19 protein-coding genes are annotated in these 22,988 nt (G+C 43.1%); 10 read left to right on the top strand and 9 right to left on the bottom strand.

All coding sequences use genetic code 11. The features are described from left to right. Nucleotides 1-534: 534 nt before the first annotated feature. From CXF80_RS12255 to CXF80_RS12245, 3 genes are all read left to right on the top strand, one after another. A complete protein-coding gene (locus CXF80_RS12255) occupies nucleotides 535-2,382 on the top strand; it encodes an SLC13 family permease (RefSeq protein ID WP_232772092.1) in 1,848 nt (615 codons plus the stop codon). 427 nt (nucleotides 2,383-2,809) lie between these two features. After that, nucleotides 2,810-3,298, top strand: coding sequence for a signal peptidase II (gene lspA, locus CXF80_RS12250; protein ID WP_101033132.1), 489 nt, complete (start codon nucleotides 2,810-2,812; stop codon nucleotides 3,296-3,298). Nucleotides 3,299-4,213: 915 nt separating this feature from the next. Next, on the top strand, nucleotides 4,214-4,990 hold the full coding sequence (locus CXF80_RS12245) for a hypothetical protein (RefSeq protein ID WP_101033131.1): 777 nt from the start codon (nucleotides 4,214-4,216) through the stop codon (nucleotides 4,988-4,990). A gap of 833 nt (nucleotides 4,991-5,823) precedes the next feature. On the opposite strand, the gene CXF80_RS12240 is transcribed toward CXF80_RS12245, so the two are convergent. From CXF80_RS12240 to CXF80_RS12220, 4 genes are all read right to left on the bottom strand, one after another. Continuing rightward, on the bottom strand, nucleotides 5,824-6,462 hold the full coding sequence (locus CXF80_RS12240; RefSeq protein ID WP_101033130.1) for an NAD(P)-binding oxidoreductase: 639 nt from the start codon (nucleotides 6,460-6,462) through the stop codon (nucleotides 5,824-5,826). 345 nt (nucleotides 6,463-6,807) lie between these two features. Further along, nucleotides 6,808-7,146: a hypothetical protein gene (locus CXF80_RS12235; protein ID WP_101033129.1), complete on the bottom strand. Its 339-nt coding sequence runs from the start codon at nucleotides 7,144-7,146 to the stop codon at nucleotides 6,808-6,810. Between the two features lie 336 nt (nucleotides 7,147-7,482). Beyond that, nucleotides 7,483-9,336, bottom strand: coding sequence for a multiheme c-type cytochrome (locus tag CXF80_RS12230; RefSeq protein ID WP_101033128.1), 1,854 nt, complete (start codon nucleotides 9,334-9,336; stop codon nucleotides 7,483-7,485). Between the two features lie 1,043 nt (nucleotides 9,337-10,379). Further along, nucleotides 10,380-11,363, bottom strand: coding sequence for a LysR family transcriptional regulator (locus CXF80_RS12220; RefSeq protein WP_101033126.1), 984 nt, complete (start codon nucleotides 11,361-11,363; stop codon nucleotides 10,380-10,382). A 125-nt stretch (nucleotides 11,364-11,488) separates the two neighbouring features. Between CXF80_RS12220 and CXF80_RS12215 the strand changes: the two genes are divergently transcribed. Beyond that, entirely contained in the window at nucleotides 11,489-12,694 is a 1,206-nt protein-coding gene (locus CXF80_RS12215) for a multidrug effflux MFS transporter (protein WP_101033125.1), read from the top strand. An 80-nt stretch (nucleotides 12,695-12,774) separates the two neighbouring features. On the opposite strand, the gene CXF80_RS12210 is transcribed toward CXF80_RS12215, so the two are convergent. Then, complete coding sequence (locus CXF80_RS12210) at nucleotides 12,775-13,794, bottom strand: hypothetical protein (protein WP_157822226.1); 1,020 nt, start codon at nucleotides 13,792-13,794, stop codon at nucleotides 12,775-12,777. Between the two features lie 88 nt (nucleotides 13,795-13,882). Between CXF80_RS12210 and CXF80_RS12205 the strand changes: the two genes are divergently transcribed. The 6 genes from CXF80_RS12205 to CXF80_RS12180 all read left to right on the top strand — a co-directional run bounded on the left by CXF80_RS12205 (nucleotide 13,883) and on the right by CXF80_RS12180 (nucleotide 19,542). Beyond that, nucleotides 13,883-14,494: a tRNA-uridine aminocarboxypropyltransferase gene (locus CXF80_RS12205; RefSeq protein WP_101033123.1), complete on the top strand. Its 612-nt coding sequence runs from the start codon at nucleotides 13,883-13,885 to the stop codon at nucleotides 14,492-14,494. A 5-nt stretch (nucleotides 14,495-14,499) separates the two neighbouring features. Further along, complete coding sequence (locus tag CXF80_RS12200) at nucleotides 14,500-14,895, top strand: hypothetical protein (protein WP_101033122.1); 396 nt, start codon at nucleotides 14,500-14,502, stop codon at nucleotides 14,893-14,895. A gap of 48 nt (nucleotides 14,896-14,943) precedes the next feature. After that, nucleotides 14,944-15,585 carry a class I SAM-dependent methyltransferase gene (locus CXF80_RS12195; protein ID WP_101033121.1) on the top strand — a complete coding sequence of 214 codons (642 nt, stop codon included), beginning with the start codon at nucleotides 14,944-14,946 and terminating at the stop codon, nucleotides 15,583-15,585. A 390-nt stretch (nucleotides 15,586-15,975) separates the two neighbouring features. Further along, the gene (locus CXF80_RS12190; protein ID WP_101033120.1) at nucleotides 15,976-17,304 is read left to right on the top strand and encodes a M16 family metallopeptidase; all 1,329 of its coding nucleotides are present in this window, start codon (nucleotides 15,976-15,978) and stop codon (nucleotides 17,302-17,304) included. Then, nucleotides 17,301-18,752, top strand: a complete 1,452-nt coding sequence (locus tag CXF80_RS12185; protein ID WP_101033119.1) for a M16 family metallopeptidase — start codon at nucleotides 17,301-17,303, stop codon at nucleotides 18,750-18,752. The genes CXF80_RS12190 and CXF80_RS12185 overlap by 4 nt, the downstream gene beginning before the upstream one ends. A gap of 163 nt (nucleotides 18,753-18,915) precedes the next feature. Further along, on the top strand, nucleotides 18,916-19,542 hold the full coding sequence (locus CXF80_RS12180) for a hypothetical protein (RefSeq protein WP_101033118.1): 627 nt from the start codon (nucleotides 18,916-18,918) through the stop codon (nucleotides 19,540-19,542). A gap of 23 nt (nucleotides 19,543-19,565) precedes the next feature. Here CXF80_RS12180 and CXF80_RS12175 read toward each other — a convergent pair whose 3' ends face one another. The 4 genes from CXF80_RS12175 to CXF80_RS12160 form a co-directional block, all read right to left on the bottom strand. Then, nucleotides 19,566-19,901, bottom strand: coding sequence for a DUF2956 domain-containing protein (locus CXF80_RS12175; protein WP_101033117.1), 336 nt, complete (start codon nucleotides 19,899-19,901; stop codon nucleotides 19,566-19,568). After that, nucleotides 19,901-20,365, bottom strand: coding sequence for a tRNA (uridine(34)/cytosine(34)/5-carboxymethylaminomethyluridine(34)-2'-O)-methyltransferase TrmL (trmL, locus tag CXF80_RS12170; RefSeq protein WP_101033116.1), 465 nt, complete (start codon nucleotides 20,363-20,365; stop codon nucleotides 19,901-19,903). Before trmL ends, CXF80_RS12175 begins: the two co-directional genes overlap by 1 nt. A gap of 472 nt (nucleotides 20,366-20,837) precedes the next feature. Continuing rightward, nucleotides 20,838-22,226 (bottom strand): ATP-binding protein, encoded by a 1,389-nt coding sequence (locus tag CXF80_RS12165; RefSeq protein ID WP_101033115.1) that lies wholly within the window; start codon nucleotides 22,224-22,226, stop codon nucleotides 20,838-20,840. Further along, nucleotides 22,226-22,912 carry a response regulator gene (locus CXF80_RS12160; RefSeq protein WP_101033114.1) on the bottom strand — a complete coding sequence of 229 codons (687 nt, stop codon included), beginning with the start codon at nucleotides 22,910-22,912 and terminating at the stop codon, nucleotides 22,226-22,228. The genes CXF80_RS12165 and CXF80_RS12160 overlap by 1 nt, the downstream gene beginning before the upstream one ends. Between the last annotated feature and the right edge of the window lie 76 nt (nucleotides 22,913-22,988).

Genomic DNA, 22,988 nt, shown 5'->3' with positions numbered 1-22,988 from the left:
AGTAATGCTAATTAGTGAGGTATAAATGTGATCTTGAGCCAGATGCAAGATATAAAACCGCCATTTAAATTTAAGTTATTGAAAATAATGGTTATTACCTGTTGTTCTATGGTTTTTTATGGCGCAATAAAAATTAAAAAATCATATGACTAGTAACAATATCCAGCATAAGTCTTGCAAATCAAACAAAAAATACCTTTTATTGGATGATGACATTACTGCGACATGGCTACAGCTTGTGTTTCGTCAGGAAAACAATTCAATTTTGACATGGCGTTAAATGACAATGTTAGGCAGCTGAATCTTCAACTTCATGCTTGGCTGTTGGTTATACAATAAGACGTAACCCATAACTTGCTGATTTGTTTCTCTTCAATTAGCTTTATTAGAAAAAAAGCCTAATATTTAGGTGATATAGGGTCAACAAACAAACGCCAACCTGCACTGAAGAGCGTCGTAGAAAAGATCTTCAGAGCAAGCCTCTGCTTTACCATGCATATGCAAATAAAAAAGGTTAACTGACAGGTGCCAGCAATGAATATCATGACTTTGCCACCGCTTCCTGATGTGCATGCACTTGCAGTGCTATTGCTTGTCTTGCTTGCTCTGTTTCTGTTTACCAGAGAATCTATTGCCATTGAGACGTCGAGTCTGTTTATTCTGGCAGTGCTGAGCATAGGTTTTACCGTTTTTCCTTACATCAACGCCCAGGGGCAACATCTTGAGGCGCTGCAATTTTTCAGTGGTTTTGGCCATGAAGCGCTGGTGGCTGTGTGTGCATTGATGATTGCCGGAAACGGCTTGGTGCGCACGGGAGCCCTGGTGCCTCTTGGCCGAATTCTAGCGCGTTTATGGCGAGTAAGCCCTGTATTGAGTATGTTGCTGACCCTGCTGATTGGCGCTTTTCTCAGTGCATTTGTCAATAATGTGCCGATAGTCGTGCTGCTGCTTCCTATTCTGATCAGTGTCTCGCTGCGAACCGGAGCGCCTGCTTCGGGGGTGTTAATGCCAATGGGGTTTGCGACGCTGGTGGGCGGCATGAGTACCAGTATAGGTACCTCGACGAATTTGTTAGTGGTCTCGGTGGCTGCTGATATGGGCCTGAGAAGACTGCAGATGTTTGATTTTTTTGTACCAGCAGCAATCGTTGCCGGCATTGCCATTGTTTATCTATGGTTGATTGCACCACGCCTACTGCCTGCACGTAAGGCCATACTCAGCGATACCTCTCCAAGAATATTTTCCGCCCAACTGGTGATATTGGAAGACGGTTTTTCCGTCGGCAAGACATTGACAGAGCTGACCGAAAAGACCTCAGGGTTGCTGGAAGTATCACGCATCATGCGGGGTAGCGGAACCTATATTGTCCCCTTGCCGGATGCGCAAATTCAGGCAGGGGACAGGTTGATGGTCAATGAAACGCCGGACAATCTTAAGGAGCTGGAAAGTGCTCTGGAGGCCATGCTCTATGTCGGCGATAACCCGGTGGATGAAGAGCATCCATTATCCGGTGAGGGACAGCAGATCGCCGAAATAGTTGTCATGCAAGGTTCTCCTCTGCTTGGCATGACCTTAAGGCAAGTTAACTTTTATAATCGCTATCAGTTAATGGTCCTGGCAATACATCGGGGGGAAAGCTCAGTCGAGACGCTGCGCGAAAAAATAGCCCAGGCTCGCCTGCGCATCGGTGATGTTCTGCTGGTGCAGGGTAATCAAGATACCATAGGTGAAATCAAACGAGCGGGTGAGCTATTGGTTCTCGATGCGACCGCAGACCTGCCGCACACCGATAAAGCGCTAACGGCTCTGCTGATCATGGCTGGGATTATTCTTGTGTCGGCATTTGGGGGCGTTCCCATTGCGATCAGCGCAGTCGGTGGTGTATTACTGATGCTGATCACCCGCTGCTTGACCTGGCAGCATGCTTCCATGGCGCTGAGCACCCAGGTTATTCTGATTGTCGCGGCGAGTTTGGCGATGGGGGCAGCATTATTGAAAACCGGCGGTGCAGAATATTTGGCCCAAGTCTTTGTGGCCTTAACGGCGGGGGCTTCTTCGGCGGTTATTGTGTCTGGACTGATGTTGTTAATGGCAATTATGACCAATATTGTTTCCAATAATGCTGCGGCAGTCATTGGTACTCCCATTGCTATCAGCATCGCGCAGCAACTGCAGGTTGATCCCGAACCCTTTGTTATTGCTGTGCTGTTTGGTGCCAATATGAGTTACGCCACCCCCATGGCGTATAAGACTAACCTGCTGGTAATGCATGCGGGTGGTTATAAGTTTATCGATTTTGTCCGTGTGGGCGTTCCCCTAACGATCATTGTCTGGCTGAGTTTATCGCTATTACTGCCGGTGATGTATTCGCTCAGCTGGTAACATTTGCCGTGGCATAATTATTTATTGATAAAATAGAAGCTGCTGAATGATACTGGCCAAAAACCTAAGTGGCCGACTTTATCGAGTGAACCGTTCAATTAGTTGTTGAATTAAGCTATAGCACAGAGCAATATGAGAATTCAATTGAGTGTATTATGCTCATTGAATCAGCTAGATTTAGAAAGATGTGATGGAACATAATAATGACAATGGATTTCAATGAAAAACGTACTCGCTACTCAATATCACTTACTGCAAATTTACTCAGTAACCCAGAGCCCACATCAACAATTGAATTCTTATTAGTAAATAAAACCAATTAACCTAGGTTAGCAATCGGCTAGGTCTAACAAGAAATTTGTGCCTTATAAACAACCCAATGCACAAATGCAAAAACGTAAGTAGCCAGAAAAGGTGTAAAGTAAATATGGACGTTTGGAAAAGATTATTAGTTATTTTTTTAGTGACGCTTTCATGCGTAGGTTGTGATCAAGGAACTAAGTTATTAGCCGCAGAACATCTTCCTAAATTTCAAATGACGAGCTACCTTAATGATCTTCTCAGAGTGGGTTACACGGAAAATATTGGTGCATTTCTAGGGTTAGGCAATAATCTATCAGAACAAGCTAGGTTCTGGCTTTTTGTTGTTTTGGTCGGTACATTTTTATTGGCTTTACTGGTTTATTTAGTTTCAAATGCCAAACAGCACCTTGTACCTTTAATTGCATTATCGTTAGTATTTTCAGGTGGTATGAGTAATTTCTACGACCGTGTCGTTAATAATGGGGCCGTTATCGATTTTCTAAATATTGGTATAGGCTCGATTCGAACAGGCATTTTTAATGTCGCAGACATAGCAATAATGTTTGGTGTCTTTTTGCTTATATTTGCTCATAAGCATAAACCTACGGTGTAAAGGTCGACTAACTGGTCATTCATTTGGTTTTCCCACATGGATATATGCGAGAAAGGCCTGTCAGGCGCACGCACTCTGTTGTAAAGAGTCTTCAACGGCCTCAATTTCAGAGTTGAATCGGTCCTTTTAAAGTCAGTATAACTAACTGATTTCTGCCCCACTATGTGTTTAGGCTATGGCCTGCGGCCACTAACGTCGTGGCGCTTCACCCACACCAGACCAAGAGGAAATCAACGGCTATTCCCTCTTAACTCTTTACTCAAGAATTGGCCCAGCCGCCCCGCAACATTTTCCCGATTGACTTAAACAACAGATGCGAAAAGGTCGCCATGGGGATTGATCCAGCATTTAACTTCATTTGTATGCTGCTTCGTCCTTATTCGAAAATGCTAACTCTTTCGATGGTACATCCTGTACCTCGAAAGCTAGCCTGACATCCATGTCAGGACTCACGCTATTTTCTTCAACGGCCTCAAGTTCAGAGTTGAATTTGTCCCTTTTAAAGTCAGTATATCTGACACGTTTATGCCCCTTTATGAGCTACAGCCATCACTTTGCCAAATACGTAATAGATCTTTTTGCAATACCTTCTCTCATCATTGGAAAGATCTTATAACCCGTGTTTATACAGTATTACTGAGCTTTTGTGACACATAACTGATATAACGCCTGCTAAGTTCACTAGTTACTATTGAGCAAAAACGTAAACACCTGTAAATTCAATCAACTAAAATTGTTGTTGCACGGTTATTAGGCAAGCAAAGTGTACATTCTCGTTTTGACAGAAGGTGAATTAGTATGATGATTAAAAACCGTTGCGGATTAAACAATTATCATTATGCGCTTTGACAGGTCTAGCCTAATAAACGCGCATGTCGTATATACAAATGTTAGGCTCTAGGAGTAATACTCAAAATGGAATCAAAAAAAAAATGCTGTGCATTTTGTGGTGTACAAAAAAAACTATCAAGAGAGCATGTTTTTCCTAACGGTGTCATCCGAAAACTTGAGGAGGGCATGCTTTCGTTGAATGATAAATCTGACAAGGTGTTTAAAGCAGATTTAGTTGTAAAAGATGTTTGTGAACCTTGCAATAATGGCATTTTATCTGAAATCGATGGACGATTTGTAAAGTTATTTGAAGATAATATGCTTCAGCCGATACAGCCTGGGGATAATGTCGAATTTGAATTTAACTATAACGATCTCCTCAGAGAGCTGTTAAAAATATCATATAACTCAGCAAGAGCTTCAGCTGATGGTTTTAAAGCCGTAGCAGCGCTAAGGAAATATGTTCCCTACATTTTAGGAAAAGTTAATGACGCACCAGATGTGATGTTGCGGCTTCTAATTGTCACATCGTCAAATCGCCTTAATACTGAAACTAATCAAATTGAAGGAACTATGGAAGCTAGGTTGCTCCGTAGTTGTAAGGTAAGTTATAACGGCCCTCAACATTCAAATTTTATGATTAGGTTACTTGCGTTTAATAGTTTCTGGTTTTACCTAATTATTCCGCTCAAGCCCGTTTCTTCTTCAAAAATAGAGGTGTTCATCAATGGTTTTATGGATTCTTATCATCTTACGGGTATTCCTATCTGCAAAACTATGAAGTCTGTGAGTATTCCCAAAGAAAAAACAACTTATATGCACCCTAGTTTAATTGAAGGCATGAGTAGAAAACGAGCCTAACTAAGCCACTAAAGCGAGATTCGTAACCGTTGGCTCAATTTTGCTTCGCTACAAATTTTAACCAACAGTTACTTGCTCCTTAGTGGAGCGTTACATCATATCCGATTGCCATATATTTCCTAATACCACTCCTTACCTTTAGAGCCATAGCTCTAAGCCGTTTCTGTCCATAAATGAGTCAGAAGCCATGATTGGGAATGGATAAATTCACCTCTGAACTTGAGGCCGTTGAAGAAAATGACGTGAGCTAGCCAAGGATGGCGAGCTAGCTTTCGCGGTACAGGATGTACCATCGGAAGTGTTAGCATTTTCATTCTTTATTACAAGATGGGCCGAAGACGGTTACAGATGAAGTCAAAAACTGGATAAATCCCCGTGGCGACCTTTTCGCATCTGTTGTTTAAGTCAATTGGGAAAATATTGCGGGGCGGCTAGGCCAATTCTTTTAAAAAGAGTAAAGAGGGAGCTGCCGTTGGTTTCCTCTTGGTCTGGTGTGGGCGAAGCGCCACGACGTTGGTGGCCGCAGGCCATATCTTAAACCCACTTTTGTCCAAAAGTGAGCTAGTTCATTAGCTTTAATCATTTACACAAGGGTCGCTCTTTCATATCTCGATAATCGGGAGTCAGTTCGGTAATCTGCAGTGTGCGATGGATAAAATGTCATTTCAGGCTTACATTTTAGGGCTAAATAGTGGTGCGCCTAACCACGCAATATAGCTGATTTATTGTATCTAAGACTATGAAAAAAATACTAAAAATAAAACGACCAGCGTTGTGCTGGCCGTTTTATTTCAGTGTTTATGGCGTTGTTAGGCGAATGCCTATTGAATGGATTAATTTAGGACATCAGTGAGGGATTTGCTGCCATTAAATAATTCAAAGACTTTGCCGCCTAGCTGCGGTTTTCCTACAGCGTAAGTCAGTGCTCGAGCAACATCTTCTCTGTGAATGGTCATCTCTTGTTTGCTGCTCGGCCGCTGGGTTTGCACTTTACCTGTGGCACGATCATCGGTTAATGAAGCCGGTCTAAATATGGTGTAGTTAAGCCCACTGTTGATCAAGTGTTCGTCGGCCATGTGTTTGGCAACTAAGTAAGGCTTCATTTGTTCTGAACCTTGGTCGGGATCGTCAGCACCGATAGAGCTAACCATAATGAAATGTGACACATTAGCCGCTTTTGCGTAATCAATGGCTTTACAGGCCGCCCATAAATCAATGAGCATAGTTTTGTCTGCACCTGTTTTGCCACCTGAGCCAGCGCTGAAAATGACCTGATCGCAATCTTTAAATGCTTGGCTAAAGTCCTGTTCTAAATCCACTTCAACTATACGTAGCTTCTTATCACTGGCGATATCAGCCAATTTATTTTTATCTCGCACTAACGCTATTACTGATTGGCCTTCTGCTAATAGCTGCTTTGTTGCCATGTTACCGATCTGTCCGCTTGCGCCTAAAATGAGTGTCTGTTTCATTTTATCTTCTCCTCAGTATCGAATTTTTGGCTTATATTACTGGCAAATGTGGCAGCATCGTTTGCTACTCTATTTGCCCGCCTTCTAATGACATTGGGGTTTGATCGGCGCGATTCAATGCTTAAGAGGTGACTAGTGTTTAGCAGCACTTTATGTTTTATATAAAAATAAATATAGCCAGCCGATATTTTTGGCGAATATTGAAGGTTTCACCGCCTTAGATAGCGTTAATAGCTTGCTGGTAATGAGGACTAATGACGGTGATTTTAGATAAACATAGCCGATATCAATTTGGATTAATGTCTAGGATCGGTAAGGTGATCACTAAGTGCATCTAGCGGTTAGTTAATCTGCTTGATGCTCAAATGTGCGTCCAGTGTGTTGAGTTTGATTCGGTTTAGATCGGTTAAACATCTCTGCATAAGGCGCAGCTTGTTCGCGCTGCACATCAGCGCTGTCTTGGTAGACATCACCTTGTTGGGCGTGTGGTTGGTTTCTCTGCAATATTTTTTTACCTAAGAGCTGTAGTGTAATAAAGCTTAATAAGCCCAGTAACAATAAAAAGGGTAATAGCACAATCGTGGTTAATGCGATGCTAAAAAACATCAGTAATGCCAAAATTGGGTTCATTGCCGTGAACCGACTTTTCAAATTGGCAGTGTGGAATGATTGATTAAATTTCATGGTAGCTCCTGAATGCAGTTCGTCTGAAAATGGGTGTCTAAAAACGTTACCTATAAATTAGTAACGATGACTTAATGTACAGTTTGCAATATCTGGACATAATATGTCACGTTAAACTTGGTTAATGTTTTAAGTTTGGGATTAAATGTCTATTTTGCTGAACCATTAGCAATAGCACGTCAATACAACTTCGACCGCGGGAAAAAGAGTTGTTTGAAACCCTCTATTGGTCTGGGTAACGGTTGCTCTTGTTAACTAAGCATATAGCCAAAAAAAAAGGGTAAACATAATGTTTACCCTTTTGGTTATGACTTTTTTATAAAATGCTTTGATCGATTATTTGGCTTTTTCGGCCATCTTTCTAATCACTTTATTATGGGTTACATCGTTTGGTGCTTTACCTGTGGCATTGATTTCATCACTGCCATGACACGCTAAACAAGTGCCGACTCGGCTGATGCGATCCATTTCTTGTTTATTAAATGGACGAGCACCTTCATGTGAAGTTGATTGCAGTTGTTTACCGTTTTCATCAACAAAACGTTCCAGTTCAAAATCGATAGGGGCTTTGCCGTCTGGGAAGTTTCTGTTGATGTCGTATACACCGCTCCCTAAGCCCAATACTTTCGGGTTGGTATGACATTCTTCACAAGTACGCGACTTTTTGCTCATGGTATGAGGCTGGATCGGGTTGTGTGAAATACCACTGGTGCCATCGACGGTGGTGTAAGTTTTATTGCTTACAATCGATTTTTTACCATCTACTTGAGTTAAAAATACTTGGCAACCCGGTACGAAAGTAGACACTTTTCCGCGATGGTTAATCCCTAATGCAGGCATTTCCCAACGAACGTATGAACGGGATTCATCCCAGCTGAAGGCATTCTTGGCTAAGTTAGCTTTGTTACCTTGTTTAGAGGGGTCATCACCCGTGCCGTTAAGCCAATCGCCATTTGGCTTGCTGATGTCTTGCTTAGCATGACAGCCATAGCATTGCGGTGCCCAAGCTGCATGACAGGTAGAACATTCCATTTTTTCCATGTGGCTGGCAATTTTCACCATCGCAACATAGCCTTCTTTAGACAACTCTTTATCTTTTAGTTGAGGAACATTCAGTTTTTTACCGTCGTTTTTAGTGGTTAAGGTTACTGTTTTGCCTTCACGTTTGAGGTTGTTCAATGGCATGTCGCGTGAGGTTTTTAATGTGGCTTCGGTGGTTGGCGTACCATGACAAGACACACAACGGATTTCTAAGGCGTGCTCTTTTTTGGTATATAAGTAGCCATCACCGTGCATTTCGTTTTTGGTGTGGCAGTCAATACAACTCATGCCAGCATCATAGTGTAAATCAGCTTCAAGGAAGTTGTAGTGTTTGCCATGCAGCTTACCTTGCTTGTCACCGTCTTCGGTATAGGGTGTGCCGTATCCGTCAGATTCCATCATGCCTTTATAGCTTACGCCCGTACGTCCGCCGCGGTTATGACAATGCTGACACTGGTCTACGGTCATTTTCTTGGTCATTTTATGCTTGCGAGGACGATCTTTTTGAGTTTTATCTATGGCCTCATCGCCACCTTCATAGGTACCATCATTACTGTATTCAACATGACATGCTGCACAGCCAGACGCGCGGTAATCGCCATCGCGTTGATGGCCGTCGCTCCAAATATGGCAACGTAAACACTGGTTGCGGAGGTAATCATCACCTGGTGAATTGGTGTTTGATTCTGGTTGAGTTGGGTCATAACTTGGTATCTGGGTTAGGCTTTCAACTGTGCCTTCTCGGCCCGTTTTCAGTGCTTTAACATCGTAAGTGGCATGGATCGCATTACGATCTTGGCTAGCAAAGTTGTAGCGAGTACCTGAAATTACTCCGGCCATAGTGGCATGGAGTGAGGTTTTGGCGTTGTCGACTTCATCTGGGTGACAACTGCCACAGGTGTCGTTAATAACCCGTAAGTCTGTCGGATTGGCCCACATATCTGTGTGAGCGGTTTTCATGTTGGTGGCGATACCATCACCATTGTGGCAATCAACACAAGTCAGATCGGCCATGCCGTCAACTTGTGAAAATTGTTCGATGCCATTATGGCAACTCATGCAGCCGGTATCATCATCCCATTGCGCATTAGCGTTGAACGCTAACATGGAAAATAATACAAATATGGCGATGAAATAAAATGTTTTCATCTTTGCTCCCTAATATATTTTTTATAAAAATAAAACCCTACATTTTGTAACTGTTTATTATCCTATATCAAAAGAGGTATGTAAAAATTTCGATACAGATTTGTAGCCAATGTGTGACTTGTGCATGTTCAATTGACCGTGGCATGGATATAAGCTGGGAATTCGATTAAAAAAACATCGCAATATAATACTATCCCTATGGCTTGTAGATATTTTCTGGTTAAAATATGTTCGAGGTAAACAGGTTTTAATTGCGGCGCAAGTCTTACAGATCGAGTCTTTAACTAAGCGAGTACCTTGCAACAAAGACCTTGGTTTACAAGTATCTTTGCTTACGAATACCCTTGCTTAAAAATAAGAGCACCCGTTTAGCTGGACCCTTAGGGCACATTGGTGGCTTGTCGCTAGTGCGTTATCACTTATTCATCTACAACCACTGCACGTTGTAAGCGCGACCTTGTATAATATGGCCTCAAACTGCTGCAAAATGTATTTTAAAACATCAACATGCCCTCCCATTACGAATAAATCCTAATAGTTATCGAGGGATAAAGTGTGTCGCGAGTTAGGTTGTAAATATGAAAAAATAAATAGAGGCATGATAAAAAATAGCTGAGTCAGTGTGGGCAGAACAATTATTTACGCGAGTGATTAATGGTTCTAGTCACGTGACATGATGTGGTTTTCTGGTTCAATATTAGCATGAGGTTGATATCTGTCCTTGCTTGAGTTTAGCGATTATGCTTCATATATTGGTTACGCAAGAGCGTCATGCCAATGAAACCGACAAATACAAACAATAATATTAACGGTAATAACAACAGACCGCCCAATAGGACAGTGGCAACCGTTGCTAATGCAGTATATGGGCGCATTTTCCGGAGGCGTTGAATTATATTGTGTAGGTTAATTGAACTGAACATCCTCTCTCCTCCGGGATTAACCCTATGGATAACCCATCAGGTTTGCTTCTTTGGTAATCGATTACTTATTCGTTTTATTCTAGTGCCTCGTGACTTAAAAGTTAAATCAAGGCTGAAATGTCAGCGATTAGTTTTACTAATATGATTATGAGTAATGGCTTTCTCGACACTGCTGAAAATAATATTGCGAAACCATTGATGTCCCGGCTCTTGATTATTTCGTTCGTGCCATAAAAACACATAGGCCATAGGCATAAATTCAAACGGCAAGGGAATAGAAACGAGTGAGTACAGTTTCTGGGCGTGATAGGCAAAACTAGACGGTAAGGTGAAAATTAAATCGGTGTTTACGCATACACTTACTGCACCGTAAAAGTCTGGCACTGTGGTTGATAAGTTACGATGTAAGCCTAAATTGGCTAAGTGGTAATCCAAGGCCCACCAGTCGTTACCTTCACATCTTACTTGCACATGAGACATATTGAGGTAGTGATCTTGATCCCAGTGTCCAGCAGTGACAGTCTGTAAAATAGGGTGATCTTTACGCACCAAGCAAACTTGATGATCGTTAAATAGAGTTTGTGATTCAATACCTTCAGGCACATGTTCAAAATTGACATCGGTATGAGGTTGAATGTCTCTGCCTGCAAGCCCAAAATCGATTTGTCCTTGTTGTAAATCTTGCATTGATTTTTCAGTCCAAACATAAGAATCCAATTTTATTAACGGTGCCTGTTGTAATAATGGTCCGATAAAATATGGAATTAAGGTTTCATAAGCACTTTCGACCATCGAGAATGAAAATTGACGGTTACTGGTCGCCGGATGAAAGGTTGGCGGTTGCGTGAGTTGATACAAGTTTTGCAACACTAATGGTAGTTGTTGCCTTAATGCATCAGCATGTGCGGTTGGTTTTAAGCCGTGTGCTGTACGTTGAAAAAGTGGATCGCCTAATGTTTCCCGCAAACGATTTAAGCTTTTACTAACAGCCGATTGACTGACATGCAAGCGATGGGCTGCCCGGGTGACACTTTGCTCCTCAAGTAAGACTTGCAGAATGACTAATAAATTAAGATCGACTCGAGCGAGGTTGTCTAAGTTCATGTGATATTCTCAAATGGAAATTCACTTTGGATTTTATATCATTTCCGTTCATACCTCCATTTGACTTACTATAGCGCCCTATTAAGGGTGACCTTTGTGCATTAAAATTTTGAGAGATAGAAAATATGCGTCGTAACCTATTGCCACTATTAATGTTTATGGTGCTACTAAGCCCATTAGCGATTGATATTTATCTTCCATCTATGCCTGCAATGGCGTTGGATTACGGCGTATCTAACAGTGAAGTACAGTCCACCTTAGTGTTATTTTTATTTGCGATGGGCGTAGGACAAATTTTAATTGGCCCATTAGCGGATCGTTTTGGCCGTAAACCTGTCGCGTTATTTGGTATTGTACTTTACGGCATTAGCAGTTTATTAGGTGCTTACGCGGTTGAGTTTGAAGTGTTGCAGATTGCGCGTGTTTTCCAAGGCTTGGCAGCATGTTCAACCTCTATTGTGGTATTTAGTGCGGTACGTGATTGCTATGACCGCAAACAAAGTGTGTCAATGTACAGTTACCTCAATGGGGCCATTTGTGTGGTTCCTGCACTGGCCCCCACATTTGGTGGACTATTGGCCTTACAGTTTGGCTGGCGTTCTACCTTCATTTTTATGGCTTTGTATGCCATTTTCGTACTGTTTTTAGTGGGATTTCGTTTTCCGGAAACGCGCCCATTAAATACCGACAGCACAGGTCCTTTATACCGTTGGAGCCGTTATAAGCCTGTTATTGGCGATCCTCATTTTATGTTTTATGCCAGTTGCTGCATGATCGCGATGGCGTCTATTTTGTGTTACGTGTCGTACTCACCCGTGTGGATAATTGGTCATTTAGGTATATCTGAACTTACCTTCAGTGGTTTATTTGGACTCAATGCTGCGGTCAATATTGCCGCCTGTTTTGCCGCTCCGGTGTTGGTAAAGCGCATTGGTAATCGTCCGGGCGTATTGCTGGCATTGTCGCTGATGTTAGTTGCTGCCTTTCTCGAAGCGGGGATGTACTTATTCGGCCCACAAGAAGGGTTAGCAGCCGCGATAGCCTTTATGGCCCCAATGATGATCTTGTGTATTGGTTTTGCTATTTTACTTGGCCCTGCAACCAGTATGGCGTTGTCGGCTTTCGGTGAACGAGCAGGCACAGCAGCCGCTATGCTGGGGTGTATTCAAATGAGCGGTGCGTCATTACTGACCGCGTTGGTGCAACTAACAGATATACCAGCACCTTATGCCATTGCGCTGGTTATGGCAGGCTTTAGTGCAGTATTACTGATCATTATGGCAATGAAAAACTTAAGCCATCTGCATCAAGAACAGTTACAACATGAGTAATTAGTTTGAGTAATATCACCTTTAACCCGCAGAATGCTAACCACATTCCGCGGGTTTTTTTTACCTCAATATGATGAGACTTAGAAGCGGGCGTTAATGCCTATACTAAAGCTGGTTTGTGAGTCGTTATCATATTCGCCATTGAAATATGAGTGATCAAGTGAAAACTTAGCCGAAAATACATCGGCAAAACGCCAGACGTAGCGGGTGTTTATGCCAGTATAAGTGTCTGTTTGGTCATTATCACCTTGGTTGTCAAAACTGGTATCGCTGAAGTTATAACTAGTATCTAGATAACGTTGCTCAACATTAGCCCCAACAGACCATGCATTATTGATATACCAATCGGCATTGATGGCAAGGTTATAGTTGTTGTAACCCATGTATATCTTAGAATCTCTGATGGTTACTTGACCTAAGTTATCAATAGCGGTGCTTGAAGAATTAATAGTATATTGATCATCGCTATAGGTGAATTTACCCGTGAGCATGACTCCAGCGGTTGATTGCAGTGAAATAAAGTGCTCATAGGTTAGGTTGAAAACATCAAGATCACGACTGATATAACCCTCTGAGTTATAGGTTGCTGATGTAAAACTGCTTGATTCAGACTCAGACATTCTGCTGTAATTGAGGGTTAATGCCGAATGGTCCGTGAAAAAATAGCCTAGATTGGCTGAATAAGTGGTAAAGCTATCTGGACGACTAGAGTAATTATCTTCCTCAATATTGAGTTGACTGACTTCTGCACCGATAAACCATTTTGAGTCAAAAACGTATTCTCCAGAGATGTTATATAAATCTTCGACGTCAGTGGTGGCATAACGCGCTGCAACAGTTGAGCCTTGATGAAAGAATCCCGCCAATGCATATGGCTTATCTGCTTGTTCAACCGCTTTAAAATAATAGCGATAGTTGGCGTTAACTAGGCCATCGCCGCCATCGTCAGAATCGTCAGAATCTAAAAAGCTTAGTTCTGCTTCGTGGTGATAGGCATTATCTTGTGCGGCATAAACGGAACTTGTAGAAAGTGCGAGCATTAAGGCAATCGACATCTTTGTCATTGTTGTTGCCATGGTTCTTGTGATAATTCCTGTCATAATAGTGGTTCTTCCTTGAGATGTTATGATGTAAAGCCAAGCATATTGAACTCAACTTTACATATTTGCAACAAGAATAAGACAAAAAATGAGCAGAAGTTATTGTATTAATTGCCAATACCCGCAGTCAGCGTGTGTTTGCCATGCGCTCAAACCGGTGTGTTCCCAAACCGAGGTGGTGGTGATGCAACACCCGTCTGAAGTGGGGCATGCTAAAAACAGCGTGAGGTTATTGAAGCTGGTGCTGCCGCAAACCCAGATTTATGTGGGCGAGACTGGCGAGGACTTTATTGAGTTGCAACACTATTTAGCCACGCAAACGAAACCTGTGTACGTGGTTTACCCCAATGAGCACAGCCAAACTGTCGCCAAGGCCGGAGCGAGCGAGGCCGTGATTATTATTGTAATCGACGGTACTTGGCGCAAGGCGTACCGCATGTTGCAGTTGAATCCGTGGTTAGTTGATTATCCGTCGCTGCATCTTGAGTGTGCAGATGAGTCGCAATATGTTATTCGTAAAGCGAAACGCAGCGACAGCCTGTCAACCCTCGAAGCGGTTGCTCATACTCTGGTTGCGTTAAATCCTGCGACTGATATCGCGCCAATATTTGCAGTGTTTAATACAATGGTGCAACATAAGTTAACCGCTATGCCTGCTCAGGTTCGTGCGCGTTATAACAGCGATAAAATCAAAGGATAGATAACATGAAAATCGGGCTGATAGGCTTATTTGTTTTAGTGGTTGCAGCAAGCTCGTTGACGTTTGTCGTTTCTGGTGCTTCTGCTGCTGACAAACCCCATAAAAAAATGACCTTAGCTGAAAAAGGCCAGCAAGCGCGGCAAGAGTCGATTGAACTTGAGCAAACCCAATTGCAAAAAGCGCGTGAAGCAGCCAAGGCAACCTCGGAACGTGAACAAAAAGTGTTAGCTAAGGCGCAGTCTAATGATTGGGAAGCGCAGCAGCTCGAAAAAGCCCGTGCTCAATCTGATGAGCGTTTAACCCGTCAGCAAAAGTATTTACAGCAGGCGCAAGACGCTGCTAAGCAAACACGTAAAATCCCCAAGGCCACCACAACAGCAGAACCGGTTCTATCAGAATAGACTCAGTGTTTATTATTACTTTTCACCTCGCCTGTGTCGGAGTTCATTTTGTCGTGTTGTCCTTTGTGTCACCATCAAACTATTGCGTTTCATCAAGATAAATATCGCCCCTATGTTCGTTGCTCACAGTGTTTGCTGGTGTCAGTTCCGGCAGCATTTTATTGGGATGAAACCGCCGAAAAAGCCCATTATGATTGTCACCATAACGACTTTGCCGATGCGGGCTATCAGCATTTTTTATCACGCACCTTAACCCCGTTGTTAACCCGGCTTGCTCCCAATGCAAGCGGATTAGATTTTGGCTGCGGCGAAGGTGCTGTGCTAAGCCAAATGGCAGCAAAGCAAGGGATCAGCGTGGCTAACTATGATCTGTTTTATCACCCAGATACTCAGGTGTTAAGCCAGCAATATGATTTTGTGTGTTTAACCGAAGTGATTGAACATATTGCCAATGCCAAACAACTCATCGAGCTATTAAGCCAATTACTGTTACCCGGTGGCATATTGGCCATTATGACCAAACGGGTATCGAACCTTGAAGGATTCATTAACTGGCACTATAAAATCGACCCGACCCACATCAATTTCTACGCGATTGAAACCTTCGAGTGGCTAGCATTACAACAAGGCTGGCAGCTTGAAGTTATCGGCAGTGACGTGGTGTTTTTTCACGTGCCCGTATTACGTTAAGTGTTACGTTAAGTGTTGCATGAGGGGGCATGACGTGTTGGATGAATAGTGATCAACTCAATAAAGTCCTCGCCAGTCTCGCCCACATAAATCTGGGTTTGTGGCATCACCAGCTTAATCATGACCGGCAGGCGTTAATAAATAGATACAATTGACTTGTTAGCAAATGGCTAAAAGATTTAACAAAAGGGTCATTACAGGGTAGTTTTGTTGCACTAATTGGTTTAAACATGGAATCAGCATTCCTCTGTACTCCCTTGAACCATTGCTTTTAAGGGGCCTTAAACTTGGCGTATAAATCATGGCGCAAGTAGCGTTAACGGTATTAAGCGCGGCATAAAAAAACACAATGTAGATTAATTATTGGACAAGTGCTCAAAGGAGCGAGATATGATCCGCAAGATAATGGCGTTGTTGATGACGTTAGGCGTTCTAAGTGCGCCTTCGGTGTCAGCGACACAAGCTGAAGATATTAATAGTTTTACTTTAGATAATGGCATGAAAATTATGGTACTTGAGGATAGCTCTATCCCAAATGCCAACATGTACATTTTTTGGAAAGTCGGTTCGCGCAATGAAGTGCCTGGCATTACCGGTATTTCGCACTTTTTTGAACATATGATGTTTAATGGTTCTAAAAAGTTTGGTCCGAAAATGTTTGATCGCACCATGGAAGCCGCTGGTGGCGCTAATAATGCCTACACCACTGAAGACATGACAGTGTATACCAACTGGTTTCCTGCAAATGGCTTAGAAACTATTTTTGATTTAGAAGCGGACCGGATCGCCAATTTAGACATCAACCCTGAAATGGTTGAAAGTGAACGTGGCGTGGTGCAGTCAGAGCGGACTACCGGGCTTGAAAACTCTAACTGGCGCACTATTCAAGAAGCGCTTAAAAGTGTTGCCTTTGCAGCCCACCCATATAGTTGGTCTGTGATTGGTTATGAGTCCGATATTGCTGCTTGGACATTAGCAGACTTACAGCAATATCATAAAACTTACTATGCGCCTAACAATGCGCTAGTGGTGATTAGCGGTGATGTGAAGTTAGCCCAAGTAAAAGCACTGGCTAATCAGTATTTCGCGCCAATTCCAGCCCAAGCAGCGCCAAAAGCTGTGCGCACGGTTGAGCCGCCACAAAATGGTGAGCGCCGAGTATTTGTCAAAAAAGAGTCTGTGAGTACGCCAAACATTATGTTGGCTTATCATGTACCTGCCACTCGCCATGCTGATTATTACGCGCTTGATTTATTAGCGTCGATGTTAAGCGAAGGCAATAGCTCGCGTTTTTATCAGGCGTTGGTCGACAAGCAATTAGCGTTATCGGCCGACACCTACATGCCGATGTCGTTCGACCCGAATCTATTTTACATTTTGGGTGTGGCCAATGCTGGTGTGAGCGCTGAGACCTTAGAGCAAGCCTTAATTGAGCAAATTAATCTTATTGCCACCCAAGGTGTGACTCAGCAAGAGCTTGAAAAAGTAAAAAATATCAAACTAATGGATTTTTACCACGCTATGGAAACCATTAACGGTAAAGCCAATACATTAGGCACATACGAGCTGTATTTTGGCGACTATACCAAACTGTTTAACGCCCCAGAAGCGTATAACCAAGTCACCCCTGCTGATATTCAGCGTGTGGCGCAAACCTATCTAATTAAAGCGAATCGAACTGTCGGTGTGCTCGCTGCTACTGAGGAGTCAGACCAATGAAAACCGTTACTCACACACGCATTAAGCTATCGTTATTGGCTATCGCATTGGCTTGTAGCATAGGGATAAGTGGTTGTGCGACCACTCAGAAAACTACTGCCGATACCGCCAACCCTGTCACCGCGAGCTTTGTGCTGCCAAGCTACCAATCCGTCACGTTAGACAATGGCTTAAAGGTTAAGTTGATGGTGCAAAAAGAAGTGCCATTAGTGACCATTGATGCCGTGGTTAGAGTGGGCGCGGTCAATGATTTGACCTCTGGTATGGCTTACATCACCTCACAAAGTTTAATGTTAGGTGCCGCGGGTCAATCTAAGGCGGACATCGAGCAGCAATTAGACTTTATCGGTGCCAGCATTAATACCAGTGCCGATTTAGAAGGCAGTTATATTCGTGCCAATATGATGAACAAAGATGTGGATACTGTGCTCAATATTTTTAGCCATGTATTACGTCAACCTGACTTTGATGCCACTGAATTTGATAAGCTAAAACAGCGCGAAATCGTTGGCTTATCACAGCAAAAAGAAAGTCCGCGAGCTGTGATTGGACGCTACTTTAATCAGTTAGTCTTTGGTGAGCATCCTTATGCCAACCCAGTATCGGGTAATAGTGACACCATCGCGAGCCTGTCTATTGAGGAGCTACGCGCTTTTTATAAAGGTTATTATCAACCAAGCAATATGACCATTAACGTGGTGGGTGATTTTAATGTTGCCGATATGACCGCCAAGCTTAATAAGGCCTTTGGTGATTGGCAGGCAACCGAAACCGTGCTTCAGCCAGATTTAAGCCAAGCCTTACCGACGCTCACCAAGCCGCAGGTGTTGTTAGTCGACAAGCCTGATGCAATTGAAACCACCTTTTTAATTGGTGGCGTGGGAATTCGTTATGACAACCCAGATTATGTTGGTTTGACCGTCGTTAACACCATATTAGGTGGTCGTTTTACCTCATGGTTAAATGATGAACTACGCGTCAATGCAGGCTTAACTTACGGTGCTCGTTCAGGGTTTAGCCCGTATGCGCAATCTGGATTATTCCAAATCAGTACGTTTACCAAGTCGTCGACGACTAAAGAAGCGATTGATTTAGCCTTAAAAACCTATGCTCGTTTGTGGGAAAAGGGCATTGACCAAGTGACGTTAGATTCTGCTAAAGCCTATGTCAAAGGCCAGTTTCCGCCTAAATATGAGACCAGTGGTCAATTAGCCGGTTTATTGTCTGACATGTATTTATATGGCTTTAATGATGATTTTATTAATCAATTTCAAGCTAAAGTCGATGGACTTACCCTAGCTGAAACCCAACGTTTGATTAAGCAATATTTCCCACAGCAAAATTTACAGTTTGTGTTGATTGGTAATGCAGAACACATTGCTGATGTTGCGGCGCAATACGGTGAAGTCACTACAGTGGATATTACCGCCACCGGTTTTGGCCAGTAGGTATTTGTCGGTTAGTCATATCATGGCCCACTAAGGTGAGCCATTTTTTATGGTTAACCATCACCAAAGCGTGCTCATTGCCAGTGATATTATAGGGTATGTGGTATTGTAACGGCTTACCGGTGTTGGGCAGTAGATGTATCTAATCATAAAGGATATTTGAATGGTAAGAAGTTTGTTTACCCAAAAAGGTCGATCAATATTTCTGTTAATGGCAATGTTGTTACTGACACATTCAGCCTCAGCTTATGCAGATAAAGTGACATTGAATACGTTTTGTAGCCAATTAGCTGGCGAGTGGCAGGGCAGTGCTGCCAATCCTAATGTTTACCCCAAGAAGGTCACTACCTCGGTGATGTGTTCTGCAGATAGGCGCAATTTGTTCATCAGTGTTAGCCGGGGCAGTCGTTTTACAAACAGTGAAACCTGGTGGTTTAGGCAACAAAACGGTCATATTTTATTGGTGTATGCCAATGGTGTTACCGATGACGTGTCGCAGGAGTTAACGCTTTATGAGCAAGCTGGCCGTTACTCATTTTTAGGCAAAGGTGAAATAAATCAACGTCCAGCATTAGTGCAGTTGCAGTTTGATCCCATTATTGACGATACAGATACAGATACAGATACAGATACCGATACCGATACCAGTGCCAGTGCCGATCAGGCAATACTAGGATGGCAGTGGCAGCAAAGCGCTCATTATTTGGATGACGACAGTGAGCAGTATCAGGTCGTCAGAGCCATTAGCCTGCTTAAACCGTCAGCAGAGGAGACTCAGCTGACTGAATAACGTGAACGTTTCACCAATGCGGTTTAGCGGTAAAACAGGTAAGCGGCAAACAATGCCCAACTCAAGAGTAATAAGCCCATTAACGACCACGTTAGCGAATTGAATCGACTCTGGGGCACAATATAAGGCATATCGGGCTCATCATTGGTGGGCGTGGTACTTTTGGTTTTTTGTTGCTGTTTACGTGCTTTGTCACGATCACGGGCTTTGACTTTATGTTGCTTTTTAAATTCAGTAATCCCTTTCTCAATGCCTGCGGCAATCAGCTTAGTTTGTTCTTTCGTTTGTGCGGGTCTTTGGGTTGCTTTGGCAATGGCCAAAGCATCGTGTTGGGTTTCGGGTGACTGGGTTTTTTTCATTACTCTGCGCCTGCAAAACCGAGTTGACGCCATGCTTCATAACTAATAATGGCGACTGAGTTTGATAAATTTATACTACGGCTATTGGCTGTCATTGGAATACGTAACCGCTGCGCAAGTGGCGTCGCATCAATAATATCCATCGGCAGTCCACGAGTTTCTGGGCCAAATAACAACACATCATTCTCTTGAAAAGCAATTTGAGTATGGGGACGGCTGCCTTTAGTGGTGCAGGCGATAATACGTTTTCCTGCCATGGCCTCTAAAAAAGCGGCATAATTTTTATGGCGAGTCACACTGGTTAGGTCGGAATAATCGAGTCCAGCGCGACGTAGTTTCTTTTCTTCGAGATCAAAACCTAACGGCTCAATCAAATGTAACTGTGAGCCATTATTGGCACATAGACGGATGATATTTCCAGTATTTGGGGCGATTTCGGGTTCATAAAGGGCAATCTGAAACATAGCAACCTTACGGTACGAAGTATAAAAAGAATGACAAATTATACATTAAGCAGGGTTTGACTGCGAGACGTTATCAAAACTGACTCGGTTACTGTGATGAGCATGCGTTAGCGTGCTGATATGACTTTTAGCAGGTATCTTTTTTGGGGTAAATATGACTCTAGCCTTGGTAAACGGTGGATTGAATTTGTCACGATACAATGGATGATATTGCTAAAAGTCGATGGCAGAGTATTGCAGCAAGGCGATTTAATCTATTGGCGGCATAAGCACTGACGATACCGGTACTAGGGGTCACTGTACCGAGGATAATATATATTGTTGTCTTTCATGCACTTATGGTTCATACGTTATGGTTCATACGATGGTTAATCGTGTGACGATATTAATCATAGTTGTTCATCAGTAAGCCGCTCCTAATCCCAAGCCGAAGTTTATTATCCCGAGGTGAGGTCACCGGTTAATGTTTACATTAAATGGGTAAGTCGATAGTGACGATTAGCCCATGTGATGGTTGATTTTTGGCAACTATGCGTCCTTTATGGGCCTCAACTGCCGCTTGAGTAATGGCTAATCCTAATCCCCATCCACCAGATACGCGATCACGTGCGCTATCAGGTCGATAAAATGGCGCAAATATCGCTTCGAGCTCTTCTTCTGCAAGGCCGGGACCGTCATCGCTGACCACAATACGAACTTGGTTTTTTGTTTGCTGACTTTCAATATAAATATGTTGCTCAGCGTAACGAATGGCATTACGCAGCAGGTTCTCAATGGCGCGGGATAAGGTTCTAGGCAAATGATTAAAGCGGATAGACTCGTCGATATCTATATGTAATTGTTTACCTTGCTGTTCGGCTTCAAATTCGGCGTCATCGAGCACTTGGCTTAAGGTTTCTGTGAGTTCAGCTGTCAGGCGTTTTTCGCTAACATTTAAGGTAACTCTAGATAAGGTTAATAGCTCGCCAATTAAGGCATCTTGTTGTTGAGCTTCATATTCTATTCGATCCAGTTCGGTGCTGTGCTGACCTTTTTTACGAGCAAGTGCCAATGATAGTTGCAGCCGCGTCAGTGGCGTTCGCAGTTCATGGGAAATATCGCCCATTAATCTTTGTTGGTTATTCACCATGGCTTCAATGGCGTCGGCCATACCGTTAAAAGCGATTGCCAATTGGCCCATTTCATCACGCCGATTAACGGTAGCCGCATCAACTCGGCTAGACAAGTCGCCTCTGGCGAGGGCATTGGCACTGTGCTTGAGCGAACGCAATGGTTTACCTAAATACCATGCCAGCAAACCGCATAATAGGCCCGATAATAAAATGGCTAGGCCTGCCGTGAGTAATTTATTGTCAGCAAAAAAGAAAAACCACGGCCGAGGATGGTTATCGGGTAAACGGCCAAATAATTGATAGGGTTTGCTGTTGACCTCAAAAGAATAGGGGCCAAAAATGAGCTCGTCTCTAAATTGGTGACTTATCGGCTGATCTGCCTCTTCTGCCATCAGTTGAAAGCGTCTAAATCCACGCGAGACGTGTTTACTGTTTAACACTTGGCCTTCACCATCGGTTAAATATAAACGCAAAGGGCCGCCATTATGCTTACGGTCACCACCACCGCCTTTATTGCGGTTATGGCGCAGACGTTGTAGGTTTTTGCTTTCGAGTAATTGAGGTTGCTCTTGTATCCGCTCGGCGACGTTTTCCAGCATCCGCTCAAGGCTAGGCGGCAAAGGTGAGCGGTCATGATTTTGCTGCAATAATGGCAATAATGACACCAGAGCAATAATCAACGAACTGCATAGCCAAAAGCCCAGCAATAATTTAAAAAACAGTCGGTTAAATGGATTGTTTTTCAGCATTATGGTATCCAAATATAGCCTTTACCGCGCAGGGTTTTGACCCGTGGACGGCCGTCTTGGCGCTCTGGTAGTTTTTTGCGTAAGTTAGACAAATGCATATCTAAACTACGATCAAATGGCATCAGTTTTTTGCCTAATACGTTTTCACTTAATGACTCTTTGGTGACCAGTTCGCCTGATTTTTCGAGTAAATTAAACAACAGTAAAAACTCGGTGCCCGTCAGGATAATCAGTTGTTCGTTGCAATAGGTTTCTTGGCGGGAAGGGTCGAGGCGTAAATCACCAAACTGCATCATTTCATTGGCTTGGTTATCTTGTTGAGTGGTTTGTGCTCGACGTAAGATGGCCCGAATTCGAGCCACTAATTCGCGGTCATTAAACGGTTTTGGCAAGTAGTCATCGGCACCGATTTCTAGACCGACTACCCGATCAATTTCTTCGCCGCGGGCGGTTAGCATCAACACAGGGGTTTGCTTGCGTTGCCTCAAGGCGCGCAATACTTCAAAGCCATTGAGCTTAGGTAACATGACATCAAGGAGGATTAAATCGAAGTCCTGCTGTTGCGCCATCAACAACCCTTGCTCACCATCATAAGCTTGGGTTAAGGCAAATCCTTCCAATTCAAGTAATTGGCTGAGTAGGTCGGATAAACCAATATCATCGTCGATAAGTAAAATGCGATTCATAACTGTCCTCTGGCACAAAGAAAATCTGCATGCTAACGCTAACATACAGATTTTTCGATCAATTAAGGTTATCGCA

It is taken from the genome of Shewanella sp. Actino-trap-3 (assembly GCF_002836275.1).
Taxonomy (GTDB): domain Bacteria; phylum Pseudomonadota; class Gammaproteobacteria; order Enterobacterales; family Shewanellaceae; genus Shewanella; species Shewanella psychromarinicola.
Note: the sequence above shows the minus strand (reverse complement) of the source record. Positions and strands in the feature narration are given on the sequence as shown.

Bases quoted from the DNA above. Each gene is read 5' to 3' on its own strand.
- CXF80_RS12255 (WP_232772092.1), top strand. From the start codon at position 535: ATGAATATCATGACTTTGCCACCGCTTCCTGATGTGCATGCACTTGCA.
- lspA (WP_101033132.1), top strand. From the start codon at position 2,810: ATGGACGTTTGGAAAAGATTATTAGTTATTTTTTTAGTGACGCTTTCA.
- CXF80_RS12245 (WP_101033131.1), top strand. From the start codon at position 4,214: ATGGAATCAAAAAAAAAATGCTGTGCATTTTGTGGTGTACAAAAAAAA.
- CXF80_RS12240 (WP_101033130.1), bottom strand. From the start codon at position 6,462: ATGAAACAGACACTCATTTTAGGCGCAAGCGGACAGATCGGTAACATG.
- CXF80_RS12235 (WP_101033129.1), bottom strand. From the start codon at position 7,146: ATGAAATTTAATCAATCATTCCACACTGCCAATTTGAAAAGTCGGTTC.
- CXF80_RS12230 (WP_101033128.1), bottom strand. From the start codon at position 9,336: ATGAAAACATTTTATTTCATCGCCATATTTGTATTATTTTCCATGTTA.
- CXF80_RS12220 (WP_101033126.1), bottom strand. From the start codon at position 11,363: ATGAACTTAGACAACCTCGCTCGAGTCGATCTTAATTTATTAGTCATT.
- CXF80_RS12215 (WP_101033125.1), top strand. From the start codon at position 11,489: ATGCGTCGTAACCTATTGCCACTATTAATGTTTATGGTGCTACTAAGC.
- CXF80_RS12210 (WP_157822226.1), bottom strand. From the start codon at position 13,794: ATGACAGGAATTATCACAAGAACCATGGCAACAACAATGACAAAGATG.
- CXF80_RS12205 (WP_101033123.1), top strand. From the start codon at position 13,883: ATGAGCAGAAGTTATTGTATTAATTGCCAATACCCGCAGTCAGCGTGT.
- CXF80_RS12200 (WP_101033122.1), top strand. From the start codon at position 14,500: ATGAAAATCGGGCTGATAGGCTTATTTGTTTTAGTGGTTGCAGCAAGC.
- CXF80_RS12190 (WP_101033120.1), top strand. From the start codon at position 15,976: ATGATCCGCAAGATAATGGCGTTGTTGATGACGTTAGGCGTTCTAAGT.
- CXF80_RS12185 (WP_101033119.1), top strand. From the start codon at position 17,301: ATGAAAACCGTTACTCACACACGCATTAAGCTATCGTTATTGGCTATC.
- CXF80_RS12180 (WP_101033118.1), top strand. From the start codon at position 18,916: ATGGTAAGAAGTTTGTTTACCCAAAAAGGTCGATCAATATTTCTGTTA.
- CXF80_RS12175 (WP_101033117.1), bottom strand. From the start codon at position 19,901: ATGAAAAAAACCCAGTCACCCGAAACCCAACACGATGCTTTGGCCATT.
- trmL (WP_101033116.1), bottom strand. From the start codon at position 20,365: ATGTTTCAGATTGCCCTTTATGAACCCGAAATCGCCCCAAATACTGGA.
- CXF80_RS12165 (WP_101033115.1), bottom strand. From the start codon at position 22,226: ATGCTGAAAAACAATCCATTTAACCGACTGTTTTTTAAATTATTGCTG.
- CXF80_RS12160 (WP_101033114.1), bottom strand. From the start codon at position 22,912: ATGAATCGCATTTTACTTATCGACGATGATATTGGTTTATCCGACCTA.